Genomic DNA, 19998 nt, shown 5'->3' with positions numbered 1-19998 from the left:
ACCGCGGGAGAAGCAATGATACAAGACGAACATCACACCAACGACACAACGAAACCTCAGTCCTCGGACCAACATCAGCGCTGCGAGCAGGAACTGACCCAGGAAGAACTCCTGGCACGCTACATCGAGCAACAGCGACGCCTGAGTTGCCCCGGATGTGGTGAAGGTCAGGAAACCTACTGACCCCCCAGGGCACGGAAGCCCTTTCCAACGCACGAACTCTACGTGCCGCCGTCCTCGCCTGCCTATCAGGCTCGCGCCGTCTCTATAAGGCACGGTTTCTATCGCATGGCCCATAACAGCACCACAGGAGGCCGACATGCAGTATCAAAAATCCCTTCGATTCGAGGAACCGAAGCCCGTTCAACAAGAGCCTGAAATCGTTGCAGAGAATACCTGCCTGCCTCCTCCCCCACTGGTACGCCCCGACCGGCAAATCGTCTACGAAAGCTCCAACCCCCACCACTGGCCCGACTCCGAGGCATTGTGTGACCATAACACGATTACCGTCGACCGTGTTCAGCCCGGCATGGACGGGGCCGCCCACCGCTTTCTCATCAAGCGAGACGACACTGTCGAAGCCTGGTTCGGTAAAGACAATTTCAAGGCTGGAGTTGTCGTGGGAATCAGCCACGCCCGAAAACAGGTCAGGGTCCGCTTTACCCTGGGCACCGAAGGACAATGGTTTTCTGTCGGAGCCATTTACCCCGCCCCCGAGCCGGAGGGTATGCCAGTAGACCGCCGGGTATCGCTCGCCTCGGTCGTCGCCCAGGTCAACGCGAAACACGCACCCGAGAGCGGCTTCTCGGACGTCGACCGCGTCCCTCAGCCTATTTCCGATAAACAAATGCTGGCCCACCTTGCCGCCACGCCGGGCCGGGAATTTGCCGCGAGCGAACTTCGGACGCGCTTTGGACATACTGACTTTGATCCCGACCGACCGCAGGAAAACGCAGTACACGCGGCCCTCGCCACACTGCGCGACCGGGGTGTCATTCACGTCACGGAACCGCAGTACGGTGAACCCCGCATCTCCGTGTTGAGGATTCCAGAAACCGCCCGCGAACTGACGCGGTGCGATTGTCCATCGACACTTGCTGGCATAGAAGTCAGAAAACTTCTCCGTGATCACGGCTGGACCATTAATAGTTTTGCCGGGCGGTGGGGATTTACCCGGAAACATGTCCGCGAAGTCCTTGATCGCGGGCTGTCCGACCAGAACGCGGTCTACGACTGGATAGAGGCCGCCCTGACTACCCCGGAGGTAGCAACGCAGCGGCCGGAGCCATCGTCCTACACCTTTGACGAGTTCAAGCGGCTCATAAAAGATCTCGGCCGTCACGAGTCGTTTGAGCAATACCATACTGACTTTAAACGGCTGCTGCAGAGCCGTGAGGCTGTTATCTCAGAGCTTCTCTCTCGCTATAAAGCTCCGCAGCTTAAGAACGTGGCCGGGAACCTCGGCGAGTGGAACGCAAGGCAGAACAACAAGCAGCAGAACGCTGAAAGCATTTACCGCAAGATGCTTGGCTACTACCTGCTGGATGGCTCTGTTACTGTCGGCATGGGCGAAAGCTACCTTGATGCCGTGAAGGCCAAGGTATTGGCCGTTACTGAAGCGCAGTGGATTTCCCACTATGCTGGGGCGGAAGCCAAACGTGCCGAACAACTGCAGGCCCTCCATGACCCGCAGGACCTGCGAGACTTTCGGGTATTTATTGAGGCCCGAGGAGAAGAGGCACTATCGGATGAGCAAATGGCCCGCTGGGACAAGCTCCACGCCGACCTTGCTCGTGAGCGTCGGGTAAAGGCCGGTCCCGCGTCCACGGTCGCTCGCTTCCAAAGCGATGAAGTCCACGGAGTGGAATTTACCATCAAGGAAGGTTACCACGAGAAACGGGACTGCCGTTTATGGATTGTCCAGCTCGGCGACCGTGTCGAGAAAGAAACCTACCGCGAACTTCTCGGTAAAGCCAAACAGCTGGGCGGCTGGTACTCCAGCTACAAAAAGTCCGACGCCGGGTTTCAGTTCTCAAGCGAAGAAGCAGCCACCCGCTTCACGAGCCTGCTAGCAGGCGATGCCGACCGCACTGACCTTCTCGCCGAGCGGAAAGAACGCAAAGAACAAACAACTGCAGAGCGGCTCCACGAACTAGCCAATGAGATGATGGAGCGAGCCGAGCAGACGATCCAGCGAAGCGGGGAGAGTCTGCAAAATACTGCCAGGCGGGCTGACATTCAGGCCGGTGTTCGTGGTCGGGCTTATGCGGATGCGGCCCTTGCTAGAACGCTTCATTCCGTGGCGAATGCCCTCTCCACCGGCGAGGTAAATTACCTGGATGGCGTCCGGCACCGCACGCACGTTGAAGAACTGGACCGGGTGCTTGTGCTTGCCAGATGGGCACGAATCCGGGCAATTCGCAAGGCGAGCGACGAATCGGAGTACGGTTTTGGGCTCCGAATCGACGAAGAGGAGGCCAAGCCTCTCAGTGAAGACGATATGCGGTTTGTAAACTACCCCTATCCGCACATCTATGTTCGCCATCTGCGTGAACTCACTGCGGCCACCGCACACCACAAAGGCCTAAAGCAGCTTACCGCCAAACTCAGTAAGCGCATACCGAAAGCGTCCGCAGAAAATGACTTCATCACCTTTCGGTCCGAACACGAGGTCTCGCTTCTAGCCGACTATCTGTTGCGTACCAGAGCTGCCGGTATAGACTGCCAGCGAGCCTCCGATGAGCTTATTCACTACCAGCGTCTTCACCGCGCAAAGCTGGGTGATATCCACGAGCTTAGAGCGGCGTTGCGGGAATACCTGCCCCATAAAGCTTCGGTTCGCGGGGATGACCCGGTGCTCGTCGCGGAACGCGAGCTCATTGGTAAAGACCTACCCGGGTTCTTTCCCACTCCGCAGCCGGTTATTCAGCAGATGCTCGATCTCGCTCAAATTGAAGACGGCCACACCGTCCTCGAGCCGTCCTGTGGTAAAGGTGACATTGTCACAGCAATCCAGCGTGGGCACCCGCACGCTCTGGTGACTGCTATCGAAATGAACCGTACGCTCGCTGAGGTGCTCGCCGCCAAAGGTATCGACTTGGAGTTTGGGGATTTTCTCAAGCATCAGGGCACGTACGCTCGTATCGTCATGAATCCGCCATTTGAACGAGGCCAGGACATGGACCACGTTCGTCATGCGTACGAGTGCCTCGCCGCAGGAGGGAGGCTTGTATCGGTAATGAGTGAAGGGTCATTTTTCCGGAGCGATTCGCGGGCATCGGAGTTTCGCACTTGGTTCGACAAACTCGCCGGGGTGTCTATCCTGCTCCCCGAGAATGCCTTTAGTGGGGCAGAGGCTTTTCGTCAGACCGGGGTGAGAACGAGGCTGGTTGTGATCGACAATCGCCAACGTTCATTCTGAGCAGGCAGCTTTTCGGTGTCGCAGGAGAGATCCTCGGCGCGAACCCACAAGATGTGCGGCACATGACGGACTCCACCGCGCAAACCATTGGGGGAGCGATGACCGTTATCCGTACTTTGCCGCCTCGAGATGCGGACATTCGATTAGCCTCGTTCTTCGGCAATCAACCGAGCGAGGGCTTCGCTCAGTCGATCCATTCGAGCTTGATGCAGCTCATCTTTGCCCGCGTCGAGATGCGCCGTTTCCCATTCGGGCATTACGGCTCGCAGTCTTCCCGGACGACTTTCAAGGGGCGTTGTCGCCGTTTTCGGCAGCGGCGTAGCCCGGAACCTCAGGTACTCTTCCCGCGAAAGGTAATAGTCCGTTTCAAGAGGAATCGGCTCTCGATGCCCCAGTCCATCATCGACGATCGCGAATCCGGCGCATTTTCGAGATGAGATGTCCAAGATCTCTGCCTTGGTGAGCTGGGTGGTCACCTGTTCGCTCAGCGAACTGCTTCCAAGTGCGCCGCGACCTTTGAGCCGAATGCTCTCGTTCGGTTTTGTGCTGCGGAGTGTACGGGTCGTCTCCTGCGAAAACGTCAACAGTTCTTCGATGTCCTGCTTCCCGGTAACCGTTTGATAGATCCGTACGCCACAGTTGTCCCGCACCGTCGCCGATAGATCAAGGTCGCGTGTACGTAGAGACTCAGTGGTCTGATTTGCCAGGTAGAGGGAAATATTGTACTTTCGTGCTCCAGTCAAGAGTGCCTCAAATGAGCTACCAGCAATCGAGTGAAATTCATTGACAAAGATATGCGTATGCGGATGGGGGCGTTGCTCGCCGGTCGCCACGTCTAGTTCTTCGTAGAGACTCATCGCCGCGTTGACAGCCGTGTATAGTACCAGTCCGGCGATTTGCCGTGCGGTGGTGGCCTCAGCAATCGCAGGCAGATAGGCGAACAAGACGCCGCGGTTTTTAATGATCTGCTTGACGTTGATCACCTGTTTGTCGCGGGGCGTAGGTTGAAGCTGGGGGTACTCTAGCAGGAATCGGAATATGCCACGAATCTGTTCGGCGTCGCGGATGCTGGCAGTCTGAGGATCCGCCAGAAAGCGATCGACGTCGTAGAGCGTGATCTCTTTGCCCTTCCGCCTTTCGGCGACCAGTTGCTCGCAAATGTTCAGTAGCAACAGCAAATTCCGCTGCGAATACCAGCTCCCGCCGTAGGTCAGTCCATGGTCGAGGCTAAATGCCTCCAAGAAGAGATTGCAGAGTCGAATGATACGGTATCCATCGGCAGGGATACTCTGGAAAGGATCGAACTTGTGAGAATGGTTTGCATCAAGGCTCAGAAAATGAAACTCGCGATCAGGGTCACTATCGGTGAGTGCGTTCATGGCGCCAAACGTGGCCTTATCGCCTCCCAGGTCGACCATGATCACCGCGTCTCGCTCGGAAACAGTATTGACCGAGCCGTCCGCCTCCTCCCATGTCAATTCGTACGGCTGAAGTAGTTGGGCGGCGAGCGGCAAAATTAGCGTGCTATCCTTGCCGCTCCCGGATTTTCCGCGGATATGAGTGTGGGTGTTCTTCAGAAGGTCGCGGGGCACCAGGACCTGGTCTCCCTGTTTCGCCAGCTCTCTGGATGATCTTTCCGGAAGCCAGGCATCCTGCCTGGAAAGCTCCGGCGGCTCCTTCTCGTCATACATCCACTTGCCCAGGACGATCTCGCTCATGCATTTGACTCCCACGCTTCGTGCTCGTACTTCTTGATGGCCATGCCGTAGTCCGCTTCGGTGGGAACGACGGACACGATAAAGCGCGCCTGTTGATGCAATGTGGGGCGGCCTCCATAGCTTTTCTGCAGGAGCTGCTCGATTTCATGTTGTTTCTGCGGGCTCTGAACCAGCACCGCCACGCCGTAGCTTCCTTGATCAATCCAGTAGCGAAACGGTCGGGCATTCTTGCCGATGATGTTCCTCATCTGCTCTCTCGCGTTCTTGCGTTCGGCCCGGCAAATGTAGAGCCGGTAGAGCACCGGTCCTCCTTCTTCCTGGGCCAGGGCATGGAAGAAATTGTGGTGCGGGCCGTCCCGGTCACCGATCCCCTCGGCGTTAAACTGTTCAATCATTTCGCGGTATTCGATCGCGTGCCGACGCTTGCCGCCCATACAACAAAACCAGAGCCGCGCGAGGTCGTCCCCAGTTCTCAGTTCATGGCCGGGGTACACGAAGGCGTTCCGCTCGAAACTCTCCTCCGAGCCGGTGTCCGCTCCCTCCAGGCGAGCTAGCCGCCGCCGGTCGGACAGTTCTAAGAGGAGCTCAGTGGCGTTTTCCAGGCTGGTTTGATGAGAGGTAGAGTCTTGGCTGTGGATAAACAGTCGCTCAACGACGTGGGGAGTTGTGAGGCCGTAGAGTTCTGCATGTCGGAGTATGCGATCTTCGAGCGCGCCTCCGCCGCATTTGTCAAAGAGCAGGGGGAACATGGGAATGAGAGTCCGATTCTATAGGTCTTCGCAGAAGTATGGAGGAAGATGGAGGGTGTGGACGCGAGCTGAGCTCGCGAGGATGTTGTTGGGGAAGTTTTTTGAGGCATGGAGACTCACCTCGATGATTGGAATTCTTGGGTTGACCGTCTCTCCAGGGGGTGTTTGCTTTCTTTGTTTTCACAATCGCGTATAATTGTCGATGCGTGGAGGAAGCATTAGGCGAGGCTCTGCTGAAGAGCAACCTCGGCCGAGGAATACTCTGCGTGGCTCGCGTCGATGGTTATCGATGCTGCAATGGGTGGCACTCTCGCAAGTTGTCGGGGGTGCCGCCTCTTTTTTGTATCTGGTGGTTTTCGAGCCAGGGTTTTGGTGGGGCTACACTGCTGATGCGGCTAGTGACGTCCTGCGTGGAGTGGCAACTACTTTAAGTGCCTTGCTAGCCGCATCTACTTTCCTCCATCTCGGGGTTGACTTACCGCCAGTTGTACCATCCCATCCACTTTCTATTGGTGGAATGAGGGTCTCGCTTCGCAGGAGATGATCCTTTTGGCTTGGCCACTGTTTCAAGTGTTCGCTCTACGTTTCAGTTTCCTGTCGGTGGAGTTGAATTGTGAGGGAGCAGTGCGGAATTGTTTTCGTTTGCCCACTCCTCAAGCGCTTGTTTCAGCCGAGGATCTCTGAGTAATGCATCTACGACCGCTTTGGTGTCGATGGTCCCATCCTCCCCTTTTTCTCCTTGCTCCCCTTGCTCCCCCATCGGACCACGCAATAGCTTTACGAGTTCAGGATTACCGCGCAGTTCATGAATGGCCCGTTCATGCGACGTGGGAGCCGGCACTCTTATGAAGTTCGTGAAGAGGAGCACCACTACAATGGAGAATGCCGATAAAAAGAAGAATCTCGCAGTTCGGTAGACGTCTACCAGATAGTCTGTTCGATTCTGGGCGCCGCTGACACATTGAAGCCTCGAATTGACTAGGTGCTTCTTGAGATCGTCGCTATTATAACTGTTGAGTTCCGGTTCCAGGGTGACCTCGGACTCGATCCCAATGTCAAAGAAGACCAGCAGCAACATCAACGTATTCAGGAGTGCAGCTACAGAGATGATGAAGGCGATTCCTGCCCAATGGCTGTCGGACGCGAGCGTTTTGGGTAGGAACACTCCAATGACCGCCAGGAGCACGGAGGTGAGGGTCAGGAGTGTCTTGCATTTGTCGGTGACTTGCTTGCGCCGAGCGTCCGTATTGTCGAGACATTCTTTCGACAGCTCGAGCAGGCCCACAACATCGCTGTTTGATTTGAAGGTGACTTGCACCGGCTTGTGGGTATCGTAAGCGCCTTTGCGAACGTGAGCAAATGAAACTTCGAAGCCATAGAGCCGTAGCGACGCGTAGGCAACTGCCGCCGCGAGCCACGCTCGACCGTGGTAGAAACAATTCAAGGCGGATTGAATCCAGCTCTCGATTGCGCCAATCTCGGACATAGAGTGTTAGCGTTCAGGGTGAGAAGGAACGGGCGAACGATTCTGCAATGTTTGTGACTCCTTCCAAATCCAGCCATGCCCACTGGCCGTTTGGATTAATCTCTAGGAAGTACCAGCTGCCTTGTTGGTCTACTACCATATCAATGGCGGCAAATCGCAATTCATATCGCTGCATGAGGCATTGCAGCTGGGACTGGATATTGGCGGGAAGGGCGATCGACTGGTAGGTGACGTCGTTCATGTTGTTTCTGCGAATGTCGCAGCGCTGCCTGCCATCCGCGTCGGTCGCCAACAGTTTTACGGCATGAATCTCGGAATCGACAATCGTAATTCGTATATCACTAGTTTTGGAAATCAGGGCCTGGAAAAGTGTCGGGCACCGGGAGAGGTCACTCAGATCGAGTAGATCGTTTTCGAGGACCTGGTTCGTGTACACCAGGGTATCGGCTTCCGCCGGTTCTCTTCGTACCTGCCCGCTGGCCATCGGCTTGACGATCGCCTCGCCCCCATGTTGATGAAAGAACTGTCGAAGTGTTTCTGGATCCTGGGTGACCAGCGTGTCCGGGATTTCCAGGCCAAGCTGCTGCGCCGTAGTGAGTTGCTCAAGTTTGGAAGAGGCACGAGAGTTGTGGGCCGGATGGTTGACCCAAGCCTCCTCCGGGATGTGGGCAAGAAAACCTTCTACGATTTCACCCCACTCGTCAAGGATGTATTCTCCATCGGGTGATCCGGTTAGATGCGAAGCTTGCAAACGCTCGGGACGCCGATACCAGACCACGTGAAAATCCCCAGGCGCATGCCACCTGCCTTCCAGCCGAAATCGCGGGCCTTGTCGATCAAAGGTGAAGATTGATCTATCGACCAGAGTATCGGTGTCAAGCCTGATGGGATCGATTCCACGCTGCCGAAGTTTGGGGAGGAGATAGTCAGCGGTGGCATCCTGGCTATTAGTCAAGACGAGGAGCATCGAGGTATCGCTCTTAGTTCACTGGTTGAGGGATCATTGTCGCTAGCTTCGGCTCGCACATTAGTTACGGTCTTGGTTCCGCCTCCATGGGCAGCCACAGCCATTGGCAGGCACCGAAGCGACGAAAACGCATCTTCGTCAGGTTGTTCGTTGCGAATTCTCGTACCCGTTTGGGTGCCAATTGCTAGTCTTGGTATCGAACGATGTCGAAAGTTGGCCTCATCGCTGTCGGGCTGTTCTCGACGGACATAAGTCTGCGTGTTGGTGCCCGCGTTATTCGATGCTTCGGAGTCGCCCACACAGGACTCTTCAAACCGCAGTAGAAAACAACTTGACATTAGCTCTGCCTTGACCTGGGGATTGCTCGATATATAAGGTTGTGAAAGTCCGTGTCCGCAGCTTCTCGTTTGACTTCGGTTATGGTTTGGGTGCCGGCCGCCAATGCGTCGGGTAGCGACAAGGGACGCCGATTGCCGTTCACAGAATCGCGACGAACTTCTGCGATATCACTTTGAAATCGCAATACAAAAGCCGACATAGGAGTACCTTTCTAGTCCGAGGTTCCACCTATTCTCCGGGTTTTTCGCGTACGGGTCAATCGGATGTTTCAGGCTCGTGCACGACGTAAAGAACTGATGGATTGCTGACATTCTGGTAAGGCCGCCGCACAGTCTTCGCTACCTGCGCAGTCACTGCTTGAGCTGTTCCGCACACTGATCGATCAAGAACGCCTGTTCTATTTCAGCGACCTGAGACAATTGAGTGAAGCTCCAGGTAGCATCACTTCTTAGCCGAAGCTTTTTCGACGGCTTGCGGGCTGACTCTATGTTCTGGTGCTGCGAAATCTCCACTCCGAGCCTTTCAGATTCTTCCGCCGTAAGTTCCGGTAGCCACTGCTCGACTTCGTCTCGATAGACAACGCCATCGGTTCGTTCCGCCACATCGCTAACCACAACATTCTCCACCACCCGTGGCGATAGCCACACTTTGCGAGGAGGAGCCCCAGGTGCGACGAAAAATCCGTTGAGTCCATTCTTGGAGGTCGTTTCCGGCAGCGTATAGAACTCGGAAGGCAGCACTGCATCCTTAACAACCCTTTGCTCACTGCGACCTTCGGCAGCCAAGAGTCGGTCCGTATCCGATCGAAAGACTTCGATTCTCTCGTGCTGACCCAAAAGATCGGAAGCCCATTTTGCTGAACCGTGGGACTCCATGCGAAGAAGTGCTTTGTGGCTGCACTGCGCGACGAGATTTTCAGCCTTCTCCCTGCCGGCCGCCGAGTGAAAACCCTCGATGGCCTGAAAGGCAAGCACCAGGCACACCCCGCGGCTTCTCCCCTTGTTGGCCAGAAGCTGTAGTGCCTCGCTATCAACAATTCCTTTGGCTTCTCTGGCTTCTTCGAGCCACACCCATGTCCGGCGGGTGCTGGAGTTGAGCCGGTTATCCACTTCATCGGCAAACAATCGAAACAGCTGAGCATTCAGTACGTCGAGTGCTGCCGAGGCAGTGGCGTTCTGTCCGAGTAGCAGGATAGAACTCGAATCAAGCCATTCACGAATACTGAGCCGCTTGGTACTCTTCTTCCAGAGCGCGGCCACCGGTTCAAAATACGCCAGTTGCGTACAGACAGTCGAAAACACGTCGTCTCCGGTACGGTCGTCACGAAGATACGTTTCGGCAACTCTTCGCCCTGCAGAGTCACGCTGCAGCACTTGGCGAGTCAAGTCACGACTGAGAGAAATCGCCACAAACTCCGAAAAGGACCATGCTCCGTGGTTGTGTCGGATGAGCGAATTGATCACTCCGGCTGTAACATGGCGTGCCGCATTCACAAAATACTGATTGGTTCCCCCACTCTCTTTTGGATGAAGTGCTGCCGCCAGATTAAGAGCCCGCATTGGTGAGGTTACGTCCTTACCCGCATCCCAGCTCACAGCCTGCGGATACTCAGTCCGTGCCTCAAACGGGTTAAGTGAGTAAACGGGGGCCGTCACGCCGATTCTCTTTAGAAATGCCGTTGTGTCCCCTTTGGCGTCATAAATCAAAACCCTGGAGTCGATGCCACTGCGGATACCGAGCAGAGGACGCTGCATGAGCAGTCGCTGAACGTGCGTTTTCCCGGAACCGGTGGTGCCAGCAATCAGAAAGTGCCTCGTCGCTGCCGAGTCAGACACCAGACGGTCTCCCCACACAAGTCCTTCGGAGGTCGATGCGTGTCTAGCAACCCGCCGGGGACTGGCAATCGTTCGGCCCCTGGCGTAACGACGTGCACGAAATTGTCGCGTCAGTGGCTTTCGGTAGACAACAAGCAGGGCTATTCCGCCGAGAGCAAGGATGGCAAGGTGAGCGTGTGTTATCATTCCACCTCCTGCCTTAGGTGTTCGATTGCCATCTCGTTCTGACTTGAGACCGACATTCTGTCCGCAAGTTCCGGAATGTCGGCTACCGACTCTTCATCGGCGTAGACGAGTGTTTTGCCCCGGGCGCGGGAGGCAGTCACGTAGGCCATTTCCCGGTCGGTTGTTGAGTCGCCCGTTAGCACCAGGGCATTTTCCAGGGTGACTCCCTGTGCCTTGTATCCATTGACTGCGTAGGCAAGATCGAGGTAGGTAAACTCGCGGGTATCGATTTCCACCACGAACCCCTCTTCGGTTTCCACTGCCAGCATAGAGTCCCAGGCTCCGATCACTTCGCCGAGCGTACCGTTTCTAAGACCCAGGAGGCGGTAGTTTTTTGTCACCAACACGCGGTCCCCCAGACGAAAAGGCATTCCATTTACTTCAACGGCATACTCTCCGAGGTAGCGGAGTGCTTTCAGTTCTGACTGTACGCGACGATTCAGTTCTTCGACCTCCAGGTTGGTTCCGGCGAGAATCATCGTGTTTTCGAGAGTTGCCTGTGAGGAGGTAATAAGATGTCGCCAGTCGGCGACTATCGTGTCGATGGCAGTATCCCGGTAGGGAGTGATCGTCAGCTGTCCGCGGGCGTGAAGTTCGAGGAGTGCTTCCTCTGCCAGTCCGTCGCGAAAGCGGATGACATTTTCACGGGACCAGGCCTCACGCTGACGGACAATCTCGGTGAGTTCCGTGGTCCCAATTTGCTCACTTATCAGCCTGAAAGGTGCCCCCGCATCAATTGCCTGTAGTTGTCGGTGATCCCCCACGAGGACGACTTTTGCCCCTGCAGGTTCTACGATGGCGAAAAGCCGGTCGAGCATTCTGGTTCCCACCATGCCCGCTTCATCCACCACAATGACGGTGCGTGGATTGATGGATAGCTCCTGGTGGTCAATGGCATGCAGCAGACTGTGTAGATGGACTGACGGAATACCAGAACCGGCCTCAAGACCCCGGGCGGCTTTTGACGCCAGCGCCGTACCGATGACGTTATATCCGGCTTCCTCAAATGCCTTCCGAGCGACGCCCAGTGCAAACGTTTTTCCCGTGCCGGCAAGACCAGTCACTGAGACAACATCGCTGCCGAGAGTCATTGCTCGTACACACCGTGCCTGCTGGGGGCGTAAGGTGCTTGCCTCTTGAATCACTCGTTTAACCATTTCGGGTGGTACCGCATGTGATGCGTTATTACTGAGTCGTGAAGCGCAGTCCAGCAGTCGCTGTTCGACTTCGAGCATCGCCCGGGTGGTGTACGCCCTCACGCCGCGTGAGTCCCTGAGTCGCACAATTTCTGGTGACTGAGCAAGACGGTACTTCACAGAGGTCAGGACGCCATCGATGCCGATGCCACGGGTTTGCGCCAGAATGGCTGCCTGTTCGACGATTTCGTTTTCCGAAAAGCGGGCTTTGGTCTTTCCTAGATCTTGGATGGCTTCGGCTGCAATGTCTGGCAGTGCGTTAGTAGCAGGGGTTTGCCGCCCTTCGCTGAGCAGGTTTTCAGCGGCCCCGCGTCCAAATCCCAGCTCCTCTCCCAGTTCGGCCCAGGCCGTGTTCAGTTCCTGCCAAGTGTACCTCTCTTTTCCCTGCCGTGTCGCAACGGCCGCTTTGTCGGACGATTTGGCGCCAGTGAGTCCATGGGCTTTTAGCCAGCGTTCGATTTGCTGTCGTCGTTTGGACATTGCCGTGATGGCGGATTCCGGGACGCCTTCGAGTTCCCACCAGGTAGCGAGCTTATTCTTTCTGCCCCGCTCCGGTCGGTAGACCTCCAGCCCAAGTCCTTCGCCAAGGAGTCTTGCGAGTTCGGCCCGGAACAGGGCACCGAGGGCCATTTTCATTCGGCGTTGAAACAGATAGCGACTATCTACCGCACCGGTCGTGCCATCGGACCTCACACAGACGTTGGCCACGATCGCATGAAAGTGTCGGTTGGCATCTGGCACTTCGCCAGGCACGGCACGTGCCGTGTCGTGGCTGAAGATGGCTATTACGGGTTTGGCCTCTTCGAGGGTGTGACCATTTTTGCCTCGCCGTGCCACGCCGCAGAGTTCGACGTATGCCTCCAGGGCTCTGTGAAGCGCACGCTCTGCCAGCTCATCGAGCACTCCGCGGTCACTGTCGGATAGTTGTGACCAGAGCACGCTAAGACTCTTGGGTACCGACCAGGTAAGATCGAACCCGGCCCGACGCTTCCTTGTGGCCGTGCCATTTTGCTGCACAAGATGTCGTTTGCCGTCAGGCGATTTACCTTCGAGGAGATTGGCGAACACCTGAGGGCTGACCACCCCTTCGAGGCCGAGGTGTTTTGCCCCCTCTCCCCACCACCTGCCAGGGCGGACACCCTCTTCTGAATAATAGTCATGGTTCTCGGCCGACCCGAGGTTTGCGTAGTATTCAACATGTCCGGCAGTGTGGCTGATGGCCTTAATCGACAGCATTACTCCTCTTCGCTATAGACAGCTTCCTGAAAATCCTTTCTCAATAACACCAGGTGGTCTTCGACCTTCTGGATTTTGGTGACGAGGTCCAGGGTTCCAAAATCGAGAAACACCATCGCCGCAAAGCGGACCAACTGTGCAGGTTTCATTCCGGTTCCCTCGCAATGTTTTGCCAGACGACGGGCGTAGTGCTTGTCGAAGCGGCTGGTGATTTTTTCGCATTGGTCTTCGAGCGACCGATCGTTTCGTCTTGCCATCTGCTAGCTCCTTCGCTCTTCGTCAAACTCATCCAGGCCTCGTTCGAGTAGTCGCTCCACAAAAGCGTATTGCGGTGTTTCGTTTCCCTCCGACTCGAGCACCAGAAGGGCTGCCTTAATCCGCATGCTGATGGCCCCATCGATTTCGACGTTCAGAGCCTTCCGCCGTTTGGTGGGCGGTGGTGCGGGGAAGAGTTTGGTGACCTGTCTGGTTTTTGCCATAAGGTCTCAAATATCACAGCACGATTTCTTATTCAAACATCGTTCCACCTGCTGCCCATTGATACTGGCATCCGGTCTAGAAGCCTAACTTCCTAGGATTCTAGGAAGCTCCACGGCAATCTCGAAATCGACACGTGTCGGTGGGTATGGAACCCCAAATAGAAGAATCCACACCCGTGCATCTTGCGATGCAGTTTGGGATGCCACGAATGTGAAAATCGTGGTCAGCAGAGGATGCTGGCAGCAGCGTACTATCGTAGCCGAATCGACCACTTAACTACGCCAGCAGTATGCCTGCTCTGCTCGTTCTCGCTGGTCGGTGGCGACAGCGCACACCGAACTTTGACATCTACTCGATGCCCGGTCGTTCAAGCCAGTACCGTTTGCCGCTCCCCCACTCTCCGCGGCACCACCGCAGGCGAGTTGCTTAAGCTTTCGCTTGCGCTACACTTATTGGATGGCAACAGGCGGGACAGTCATATTCGTGGACGTTGAAGTGGGAGGTCTGAAACCCGACTCCCCTATCATCGAGTACGCGGCAGTCGCCGTGCAGTCGGGCACGTACCGGGAGCTCGACGCCATCGACTGTAAAGTGGAGTTCAATATAGAGTCCGCCGACCCAAAATCCCTCGGCGTTACCAAGTTCAGTCCCACGCTGTGGGAGCAGTACGCCATCCCCGAACTCGATGCCGCGACGAAACTCGCCAGGTTCCTTAAGCGACATGCAACTATCGAGAAAGTGAGCAGTACCGGAAAACGCTACCAGGTTGCTCAGCTGGCGGCTCATCATGCCGAGTTCGACGCGTCGAGATTGGCCGCCTGGTTTCGACGTCTTGACCTCTTCTTTCCGGCCGTGCGCTCTGCTCTCTGCACCGAGCAACTCGCCCGCTGGTTTGTCGAGCATCGGCAGGAGCTTGCTCCCCCGTACGATTACAAGCTCGGAACACTCGCCTACTATTTTTCGCTTCCAACCACTCCAGACCACACGGCACTTGCCGATACCAGGACTGCAGTGGAGCTGGCACGTACCATCACCAGGCATCAGAGGGCACGCTTCTCATCGGCCGCATAGATTTTTTTGACTACGTCGAACTACTGCGTATCATGGATCTAGAACAGTAGCTCAGGGAGGGAGCGATGACTCAGACCAACAAGCCAGTAAGTGAGATGTATCTTGTAGGGAGTGTGGCTTACCAGCTCTACTCCAACGTCTTTCGTGGACGCGTTCAGTACTACGGAAAAATTGGCAAGCCGGTGATCGATCGCCAAACGGGCGAGTCGTCTATCTTGCCCTGGATGATGGATAATGGAACCCGCGACTATATTGCCGCGTGCGAGATCGTGGCCAGGGAACTGGAAGGCCTGCGGAATGCAGCGTTCCGGCAGGACGTCCAACATTCGGCGGCAACTGTCTCACCTGCCACCGGTGGGAGTGAAGCGGTATCCAGCCGTGGTGCACCGATCCCGCTTAAGCTGGCATCGACCTAAGTTCGCAGCCTGAGAAAGCTGTGGCTCTTGGAGATTCTCCTCGCCAGGGGGATTTGCCAGAGCCCTGGCAAGTGCAGCAAAAGGTTCAGGAACTTTCTTACTTCAAGTCGTCTTCCACGTGAAGACAGAAAGTGAGAAAGACTATGGCTAGTTTTAATCGTGTCGTGCTGATGGGTCACCTTACTCGTGACCCCGAGCTTCGATTTACAGCCGGTAAGAAAGCGGTGTGCGATGTTGGCCTGGCCGTCAACGATCGCTACAGAAAAGAGGATGAGTGGGTAGAGACGGTCGACTTTTTCGACCTCACCTTCTGGGGGAGAAACGCCGAGGTCGTAAACGAATACCTCACCAAAGGCTCCCCCATCCTGGTTGAAGGACGTCTCCGTCAGGAGACCTGGGAGAAGGATGGACAAAAGCGTTCTCGCGTCAAGGTTCAGGTGGACCAGCTCAAGTTACTCGGCAGCAAACCCAGTGACGAGGAGCCTGACGAAACGCCCGCACCCGTTGGTGTTGGCGAAGACGAGAGCATCTACTAACTACTACGAAGGTTCCTACGCCAGCTGCACTTCGCCAGGGCCTTCCTGGCTCTAAGCTGCCTGCAGTTCCATCAGTTCCAGCTCAATTAACTCCCGCACCGCGTACTGCGCCATGGGGTTCTCTGGCGACTGGGCCACTTCCCGTAGGCGAACGATCGTTCTTTCCCGTTCAGACAAACTAATACTAGAGGTTTTAGGATTAGAGTTTCTTAGCGTTACGGTTTTGTGACCGGTAGCGTTACGGTTTTCATTCAGAGGCGTTACGGTTTTTTGCTGTCGACGGTTCCAGTCGGCAGGACTCCGACTAAGCGTCACGGCGAATCCGTCAATGTAGAGCATGCCGAGGGTGTTTTCATTTTGCTTGGCAACCGGAACCGTGGCGAGAAGTCCCCGATCGCAGAGCCGCTTCATCGCGTCACAGAGTGTGGCACGGCGCACGCCCGCTGCCTCCGCCACCTCACGATAGGTGAATCGTGCGTACCGTTCATGACGGTTGAGTCGCACCAGTGGCCGAACTTGCCTTATGCGTCGCTTGCAGAAGTAGAATAGCAATATCGCTTCGGCGTTTGTCGCCGAGCCTCGGGCGATGTAACGCAGGAACCGTCGAGCGACGGCTTTCTTCGGTCCACCTTCAATGCCAGAGCCGATACTTTCAATAACCTCTGTAGCTGTGTCGATTTCTCGGTGACTCAGTCGCTTGATACCTTTGGATTTTGTTTTGTGATTGACGATGCGGTAGAGATCTACCTTGCTCTCTTTGTACAGACGCGATCGTTCGTAGAGCCCCGCGTAAACGCGGAGTTCATTCTTCCGGATGCGCCCCTCGCGAAATGCGGTTAGCACGGCATCGAGTTCGCCGACATCGATCAGTGCATATCCATCCCGGAACTCAAAGTGATTGACGTTGTTTTTGTTTTTTCGGCGTGACATTCTCTTTCCCTCCAAATTGAGGGCGAACCTGCAAGCAACACTCCACCTGTACCGCTTGGTGCAGTTGGTTGTTGACGAAGGGATCGATCCTGCGCTAGTCTAAAACTGTCCGATTTTTAGACCAGTGGGTCGCAATCCACTTCTGCAACGAATCTCTGGCGAGCAGGCTTTGCCCCCTGCTTGCCAGAGCTATGTTTGGCTTTTAAAGTTCCCCCTGTTACATACTCACTCCAATTTCATTGACGGCAGGTAGTGTTGCCTACCGCGCATATTGTTACTGGGCGATTGTTCCCAATATCTCGGTTCTTCCCAACGCTGCTGGCTTCAGCACAGGTGTGCTCGACCAGCAAGTAAATTTTGTCCTAGCGGAAAGAGAAAAGTGGTTGACCGGGGAATCGTGGCGTGCAATGTTGGGGATGTTCTTGACGCGTGGATCTTTTCTTGGTCGACGTATTCTTTCCGCTACATAGCAGGCCAGTTTACTGAATGGGGATTCGGTAAACTTGCGCCTGGATATCTGTCTGCAAACCCTGTTTGCGTGCCTTGCACCTCCTTGCTTCGGTGGGTTCCCTATTCAAGATGAAAAACTAACTTCAGTTCAATTGGATTGAAGCTATCACTTAAGTGGCGGTCTAGAAAGATGGTAAATGCCCAGCTGCCCTTAGGGCAGTTGTTGCGGCAGCGGCTGTGAAAGACTGCCCAGCGGCTCTGGCAAAGTGTGCAGGAAAATGCCCCGTGTTTGTCCTACCATTCTGACCATTGCATGAAACCACGAGGTGGATCCGGGGTGTTTGAATACCGCCTCTGGGAAGAGATTGGTGTGACATGCGGTGCACAACCCTCGCCAAGTCGAGATCGTCTCTTAGAGAGTGCGAGAGCGCCCTTAATCGCCAAATCTATCGATGAGCACCAGTTCGTATTGGTCGAATCTAGGCGAAATAGGGGAACCAGTTCGTGCCCTCGGGCTTTCGTTCGTGGTCTCGTGATGTCACGAAATCCAGCGTGAGTTCTTTCGGGACGACCTGCAGGATTCCGGGCAATGCCGCTGGCCCTGGAGCAATCAAGAAGTATTTCACCAGGGACGTAATTAGTGTCTTGCGCAAAACGCCTCTGAGTAGTATTGCAATAGTCATGATTATTTCTATGACCAATGCCAAAGGAGGAGTCGGCAAGACGACGCTCGCAGTTCACCTTGCCGCCTGGCTCCATCTTTATGACCTAAAAGCTGCCCTGTTCGACTGCGATGCGCAGCGTCTCTCTTCCTGGTGGATGAAGACGGCCGAACCGGGGGTGGACGTGTATGTTGCCGAAGGAGCCGAAGAAGAGGAGAGGGCGGTAGCCATCGACGAACTTCTCCCCAGGCTCGCTGAAGAATACGATGCGGTTGTGGTGGACGCACCCGGGGGACTCGGCAGGGAAGCTGGCGCCATTCTCTCCCATGCGGATGCCGTACTCATCCCCACCGGTACCAGTGGCCTCGACTGGGAGGGGCTCTATTGGACAACGTCCACAATTAAGGAGATTCAGAAACTTCGCAATGAAGCTCCCGAGGGAATTGAGAATCTGAATATCTCAGAAGATGAAAGACGCAAGTATCTGCTCCCAAACGCTGCCATCATTCCGGTACAGGCGGAAGAGGGGCACGTGGCGATGGCGGATTTAAGAGAGTTTGCCCACGGGGTTCAGTTTGGCATGACGACCGCGACACTTCCTTATCGGCAGAAGCACATTCACATTACTCCCAAGCGATTTCACCAGAAAGGGCTCGTCGACCGACCAGGTTCGCTTATGTGGAATACGGGCCGGAACAAAGAGGTGAGGGATGCGGCGCTCGATATTGATGCCGTGTTTCAGGAAGTGTTTCCCGAGGTATGTGCAGTCGATCCTTACAGGGTAGGGGAGCAGGTAGCTACCCGGCGTACAATCGACGCGGTGAAGTGGGAGATCGACAACCGAACTGCAAGGAGGAGCCATGGGCGAGAACGCATCGCAAGCTGAGAGTGGGGAAGTACGACCTTCTCCGGCACTGCTCTGGACGAAAAAATCGACTCGGACACCGAAAGCCAGTGAGCCTAATCGAGGAACACCATCAGTTCGTCAAAACAAGCCGAAGCGGGAGAGCGAGGCATTGGAATCATCGTCGTTAGCTGCGGTATCAGGCGCGCTGAATAAACCAAAGACATCAAAGAATACCACTCGAACAAGTTCGGCGAAGCAGTTCCCATTTGCCCCGAAGCATTATGTCGACCTTTCTACCAAAGCACGAAAGAGTGTGCAGCTGGCGATTGCTGAACTTCGCCACACCCGCAAGAAAGCAGGAAAGCCGCATACGATCAAGCACTTTATCGAGGAAGCGCTCACGGCCTGGAAAGACTCGCCACGAGCCAGGTTGGGTTTTGTGCCGGAGGGGAACGGTCGGGTAAGCGCAAATGATGCTGATCCCTTTGAGACTTTTAACAACGTCATCGAACTGGAGCTCAAAAGGGAACTCGCCGATATCTGCCACGAACGCGGTAAGGTTGGCCATCCAGTAAGGACAATGGTCTTGATTCTAGATGATGCAATTTCACAGTGGCTGCATAAGCAGGGTGATTTGCAGAAGCTGTACTTGGAAGCTGTCGACTGGGGATAGTCTTTCCCACCGCATGGACGTTATACGCTAAGCCACATTGGATCGACTGTGCGCATGTTGGGCGGGCGGCATAGGTGCCTCGAATTGGTTAAGTAAGACCAACCCCATTGGTCCCGCGAATCAACTCTGGTGGCCAAAAGGTTCGTGAAACATGCTTGAGGTTTCAAAGAAGTTGTTCCACTTCAGGAGGGGAGAGCGAGTTATGTATGGATAGCCAAGGACGTGAGACGCCAAGATTCCCTTTCCGGCATCCAAAAGAAATCTTCAATTCTCACATAGAACCCTTGACTCCGTACCATAGTACGGAGTCGATAATACTACCAACAACGGAGGACCGAATGAGCAAACTGACTATTGGAAAAGTCGCTGAGTCAGCCGGGGTCGGCGTAGAAACCATTCGATTCTACGAGCGACGCGGCCTGGTTGAACAGCCAAAGAAGTTGGGTGGCTTTCGGGAGTATCCCGGGGCGACCGTGGAGTGTATTCGTTTCATCAAACGAGCTCAGGAACTTGGGTTCTCGCTTGCGGAGATCGAGCAACTGATTGCGCTAAACGATGACCAAAGCGGCTCCCGCGCCGAAGTCAAGCAGCTTGCCGGAAGGAAGCTTGAAGAGATTCGCGAGAAGATCCAAGACCTCAAACGACTGGCGGCGACTCTCTCAGAACTGCACAAACGCTGTAGCGGGCGAGGCTCCATAGCGGGCTGCCCCATCATCGAATCGATCACCAAGAGTCCAAGCGATTAAACCATTTATCCAAAG

The 19998-nt window shown here is 55.3% G+C and carries 17 protein-coding genes; 8 read left to right on the top strand and 9 right to left on the bottom strand.

All coding sequences use genetic code 11. From position 1 onward, the window contains the following. The first annotated feature begins 15 nt into the window (after positions 1 to 15). Together ACQK2L_RS21375 and ACQK2L_RS21370 are read left to right on the top strand one after the other, a co-directional pair. Positions 16 to 183, top strand: coding sequence for a hypothetical protein (locus ACQK2L_RS21375; RefSeq protein ID WP_425399079.1), 168 nt, complete (start codon positions 16 to 18; stop codon positions 181 to 183). Between the two features lie 136 nt (positions 184 to 319). Further along, on the top strand, positions 320 to 3421 hold the full coding sequence (locus ACQK2L_RS21370) for a methyltransferase (protein ID WP_425399078.1): 3102 nt from the start codon (positions 320 to 322) through the stop codon (positions 3419 to 3421). A 143-nt stretch (positions 3422 to 3564) separates the two neighbouring features. Here ACQK2L_RS21370 and ACQK2L_RS21365 read toward each other — a convergent pair whose 3' ends face one another. The 8 genes from ACQK2L_RS21365 to ACQK2L_RS21330 form a co-directional block, all read right to left on the bottom strand. After that, entirely contained in the window at positions 3565 to 5139 is a 1575-nt protein-coding gene (locus ACQK2L_RS21365) for a hypothetical protein (RefSeq protein WP_425399077.1), read from the bottom strand. After that, positions 5136 to 5888 (bottom strand): hypothetical protein, encoded by a 753-nt coding sequence (locus tag ACQK2L_RS21360; protein WP_425399076.1) that lies wholly within the window; start codon positions 5886 to 5888, stop codon positions 5136 to 5138. The genes ACQK2L_RS21365 and ACQK2L_RS21360 overlap by 4 nt, the downstream gene beginning before the upstream one ends. A 586-nt stretch (positions 5889 to 6474) precedes the next feature. Continuing rightward, the gene (locus ACQK2L_RS21355; protein ID WP_425399075.1) at positions 6475 to 7374 is read right to left on the bottom strand and encodes a hypothetical protein; all 900 of its coding nucleotides are present in this window, start codon (positions 7372 to 7374) and stop codon (positions 6475 to 6477) included. A gap of 13 nt (positions 7375 to 7387) precedes the next feature. Beyond that, a complete protein-coding gene (locus ACQK2L_RS21350) occupies positions 7388 to 8341 on the bottom strand; it encodes a hypothetical protein (protein ID WP_425399074.1) in 954 nt (317 codons plus the stop codon). A 689-nt stretch (positions 8342 to 9030) separates the two neighbouring features. Continuing rightward, a complete protein-coding gene (locus ACQK2L_RS21345; RefSeq protein ID WP_425399073.1) occupies positions 9031 to 10515 on the bottom strand; it encodes a type IV secretory system conjugative DNA transfer family protein in 1485 nt (494 codons plus the stop codon). A 182-nt stretch (positions 10516 to 10697) separates the two neighbouring features. Beyond that, entirely contained in the window at positions 10698 to 13172 is a 2475-nt protein-coding gene (gene mobF, locus ACQK2L_RS21340; protein WP_425399072.1) for a MobF family relaxase, read from the bottom strand. Then, positions 13172 to 13429 carry a hypothetical protein gene (locus ACQK2L_RS21335; RefSeq protein ID WP_425399071.1) on the bottom strand — a complete coding sequence of 86 codons (258 nt, stop codon included), beginning with the start codon at positions 13427 to 13429 and terminating at the stop codon, positions 13172 to 13174. The genes mobF and ACQK2L_RS21335 overlap by 1 nt, the downstream gene beginning before the upstream one ends. Positions 13430 to 13432: 3 nt before the next feature. Beyond that, positions 13433 to 13651, bottom strand: a complete 219-nt coding sequence (locus ACQK2L_RS21330) for a hypothetical protein (RefSeq protein ID WP_425399070.1) — start codon at positions 13649 to 13651, stop codon at positions 13433 to 13435. 439 nt (positions 13652 to 14090) lie between these two features. Between ACQK2L_RS21330 and ACQK2L_RS21325 the strand changes: the two genes are divergently transcribed. The 3 genes from ACQK2L_RS21325 (at position 14091) to ACQK2L_RS21315 (ending at position 15675) form a co-directional block, all read left to right on the top strand. Then, the gene (locus tag ACQK2L_RS21325) at positions 14091 to 14723 is read left to right on the top strand and encodes an exonuclease domain-containing protein (RefSeq protein WP_425399069.1); all 633 of its coding nucleotides are present in this window, start codon (positions 14091 to 14093) and stop codon (positions 14721 to 14723) included. Positions 14724 to 14788: 65 nt separating this feature from the next. Next, positions 14789 to 15139 carry a hypothetical protein gene (locus ACQK2L_RS21320; RefSeq protein ID WP_425399068.1) on the top strand — a complete coding sequence of 117 codons (351 nt, stop codon included), beginning with the start codon at positions 14789 to 14791 and terminating at the stop codon, positions 15137 to 15139. A gap of 143 nt (positions 15140 to 15282) precedes the next feature. Continuing rightward, on the top strand, positions 15283 to 15675 hold the full coding sequence (locus ACQK2L_RS21315; RefSeq protein WP_425399067.1) for a single-stranded DNA-binding protein: 393 nt from the start codon (positions 15283 to 15285) through the stop codon (positions 15673 to 15675). A gap of 51 nt (positions 15676 to 15726) precedes the next feature. Here ACQK2L_RS21315 and ACQK2L_RS21310 read toward each other — a convergent pair whose 3' ends face one another. Next, positions 15727 to 16605 (bottom strand): hypothetical protein, encoded by an 879-nt coding sequence (locus tag ACQK2L_RS21310; RefSeq protein WP_425399066.1) that lies wholly within the window; start codon positions 16603 to 16605, stop codon positions 15727 to 15729. Between the two features lie 1131 nt (positions 16606 to 17736). Between ACQK2L_RS21310 and ACQK2L_RS21305 the strand changes: the two genes are divergently transcribed. The 3 genes from ACQK2L_RS21305 to ACQK2L_RS21295 all read left to right on the top strand — a co-directional run bounded on the left by ACQK2L_RS21305 (position 17737) and on the right by ACQK2L_RS21295 (position 19983). Then, positions 17737 to 18603 (top strand): ParA family protein, encoded by an 867-nt coding sequence (locus ACQK2L_RS21305; RefSeq protein ID WP_425399065.1) that lies wholly within the window; start codon positions 17737 to 17739, stop codon positions 18601 to 18603. Further along, the gene (locus tag ACQK2L_RS21300; protein WP_425399064.1) at positions 18578 to 19237 is read left to right on the top strand and encodes a hypothetical protein; all 660 of its coding nucleotides are present in this window, start codon (positions 18578 to 18580) and stop codon (positions 19235 to 19237) included. Before ACQK2L_RS21305 ends, ACQK2L_RS21300 begins: the two co-directional genes overlap by 26 nt. A 338-nt stretch (positions 19238 to 19575) precedes the next feature. After that, positions 19576 to 19983, top strand: coding sequence for a MerR family DNA-binding protein (locus ACQK2L_RS21295; protein ID WP_425399063.1), 408 nt, complete (start codon positions 19576 to 19578; stop codon positions 19981 to 19983). The last annotated feature ends 15 nt before the right edge of the window (positions 19984 to 19998 follow it).

The sequence above is a fragment of the Aeoliella sp. genome (assembly GCF_965227375.1).
Taxonomy (GTDB): domain Bacteria; phylum Planctomycetota; class Planctomycetia; order Pirellulales; family Lacipirellulaceae; genus Aeoliella.
The sequence above is the reverse complement of the archived record's forward strand: the minus strand, read 5'-3'. Positions and strand labels throughout refer to the sequence as shown.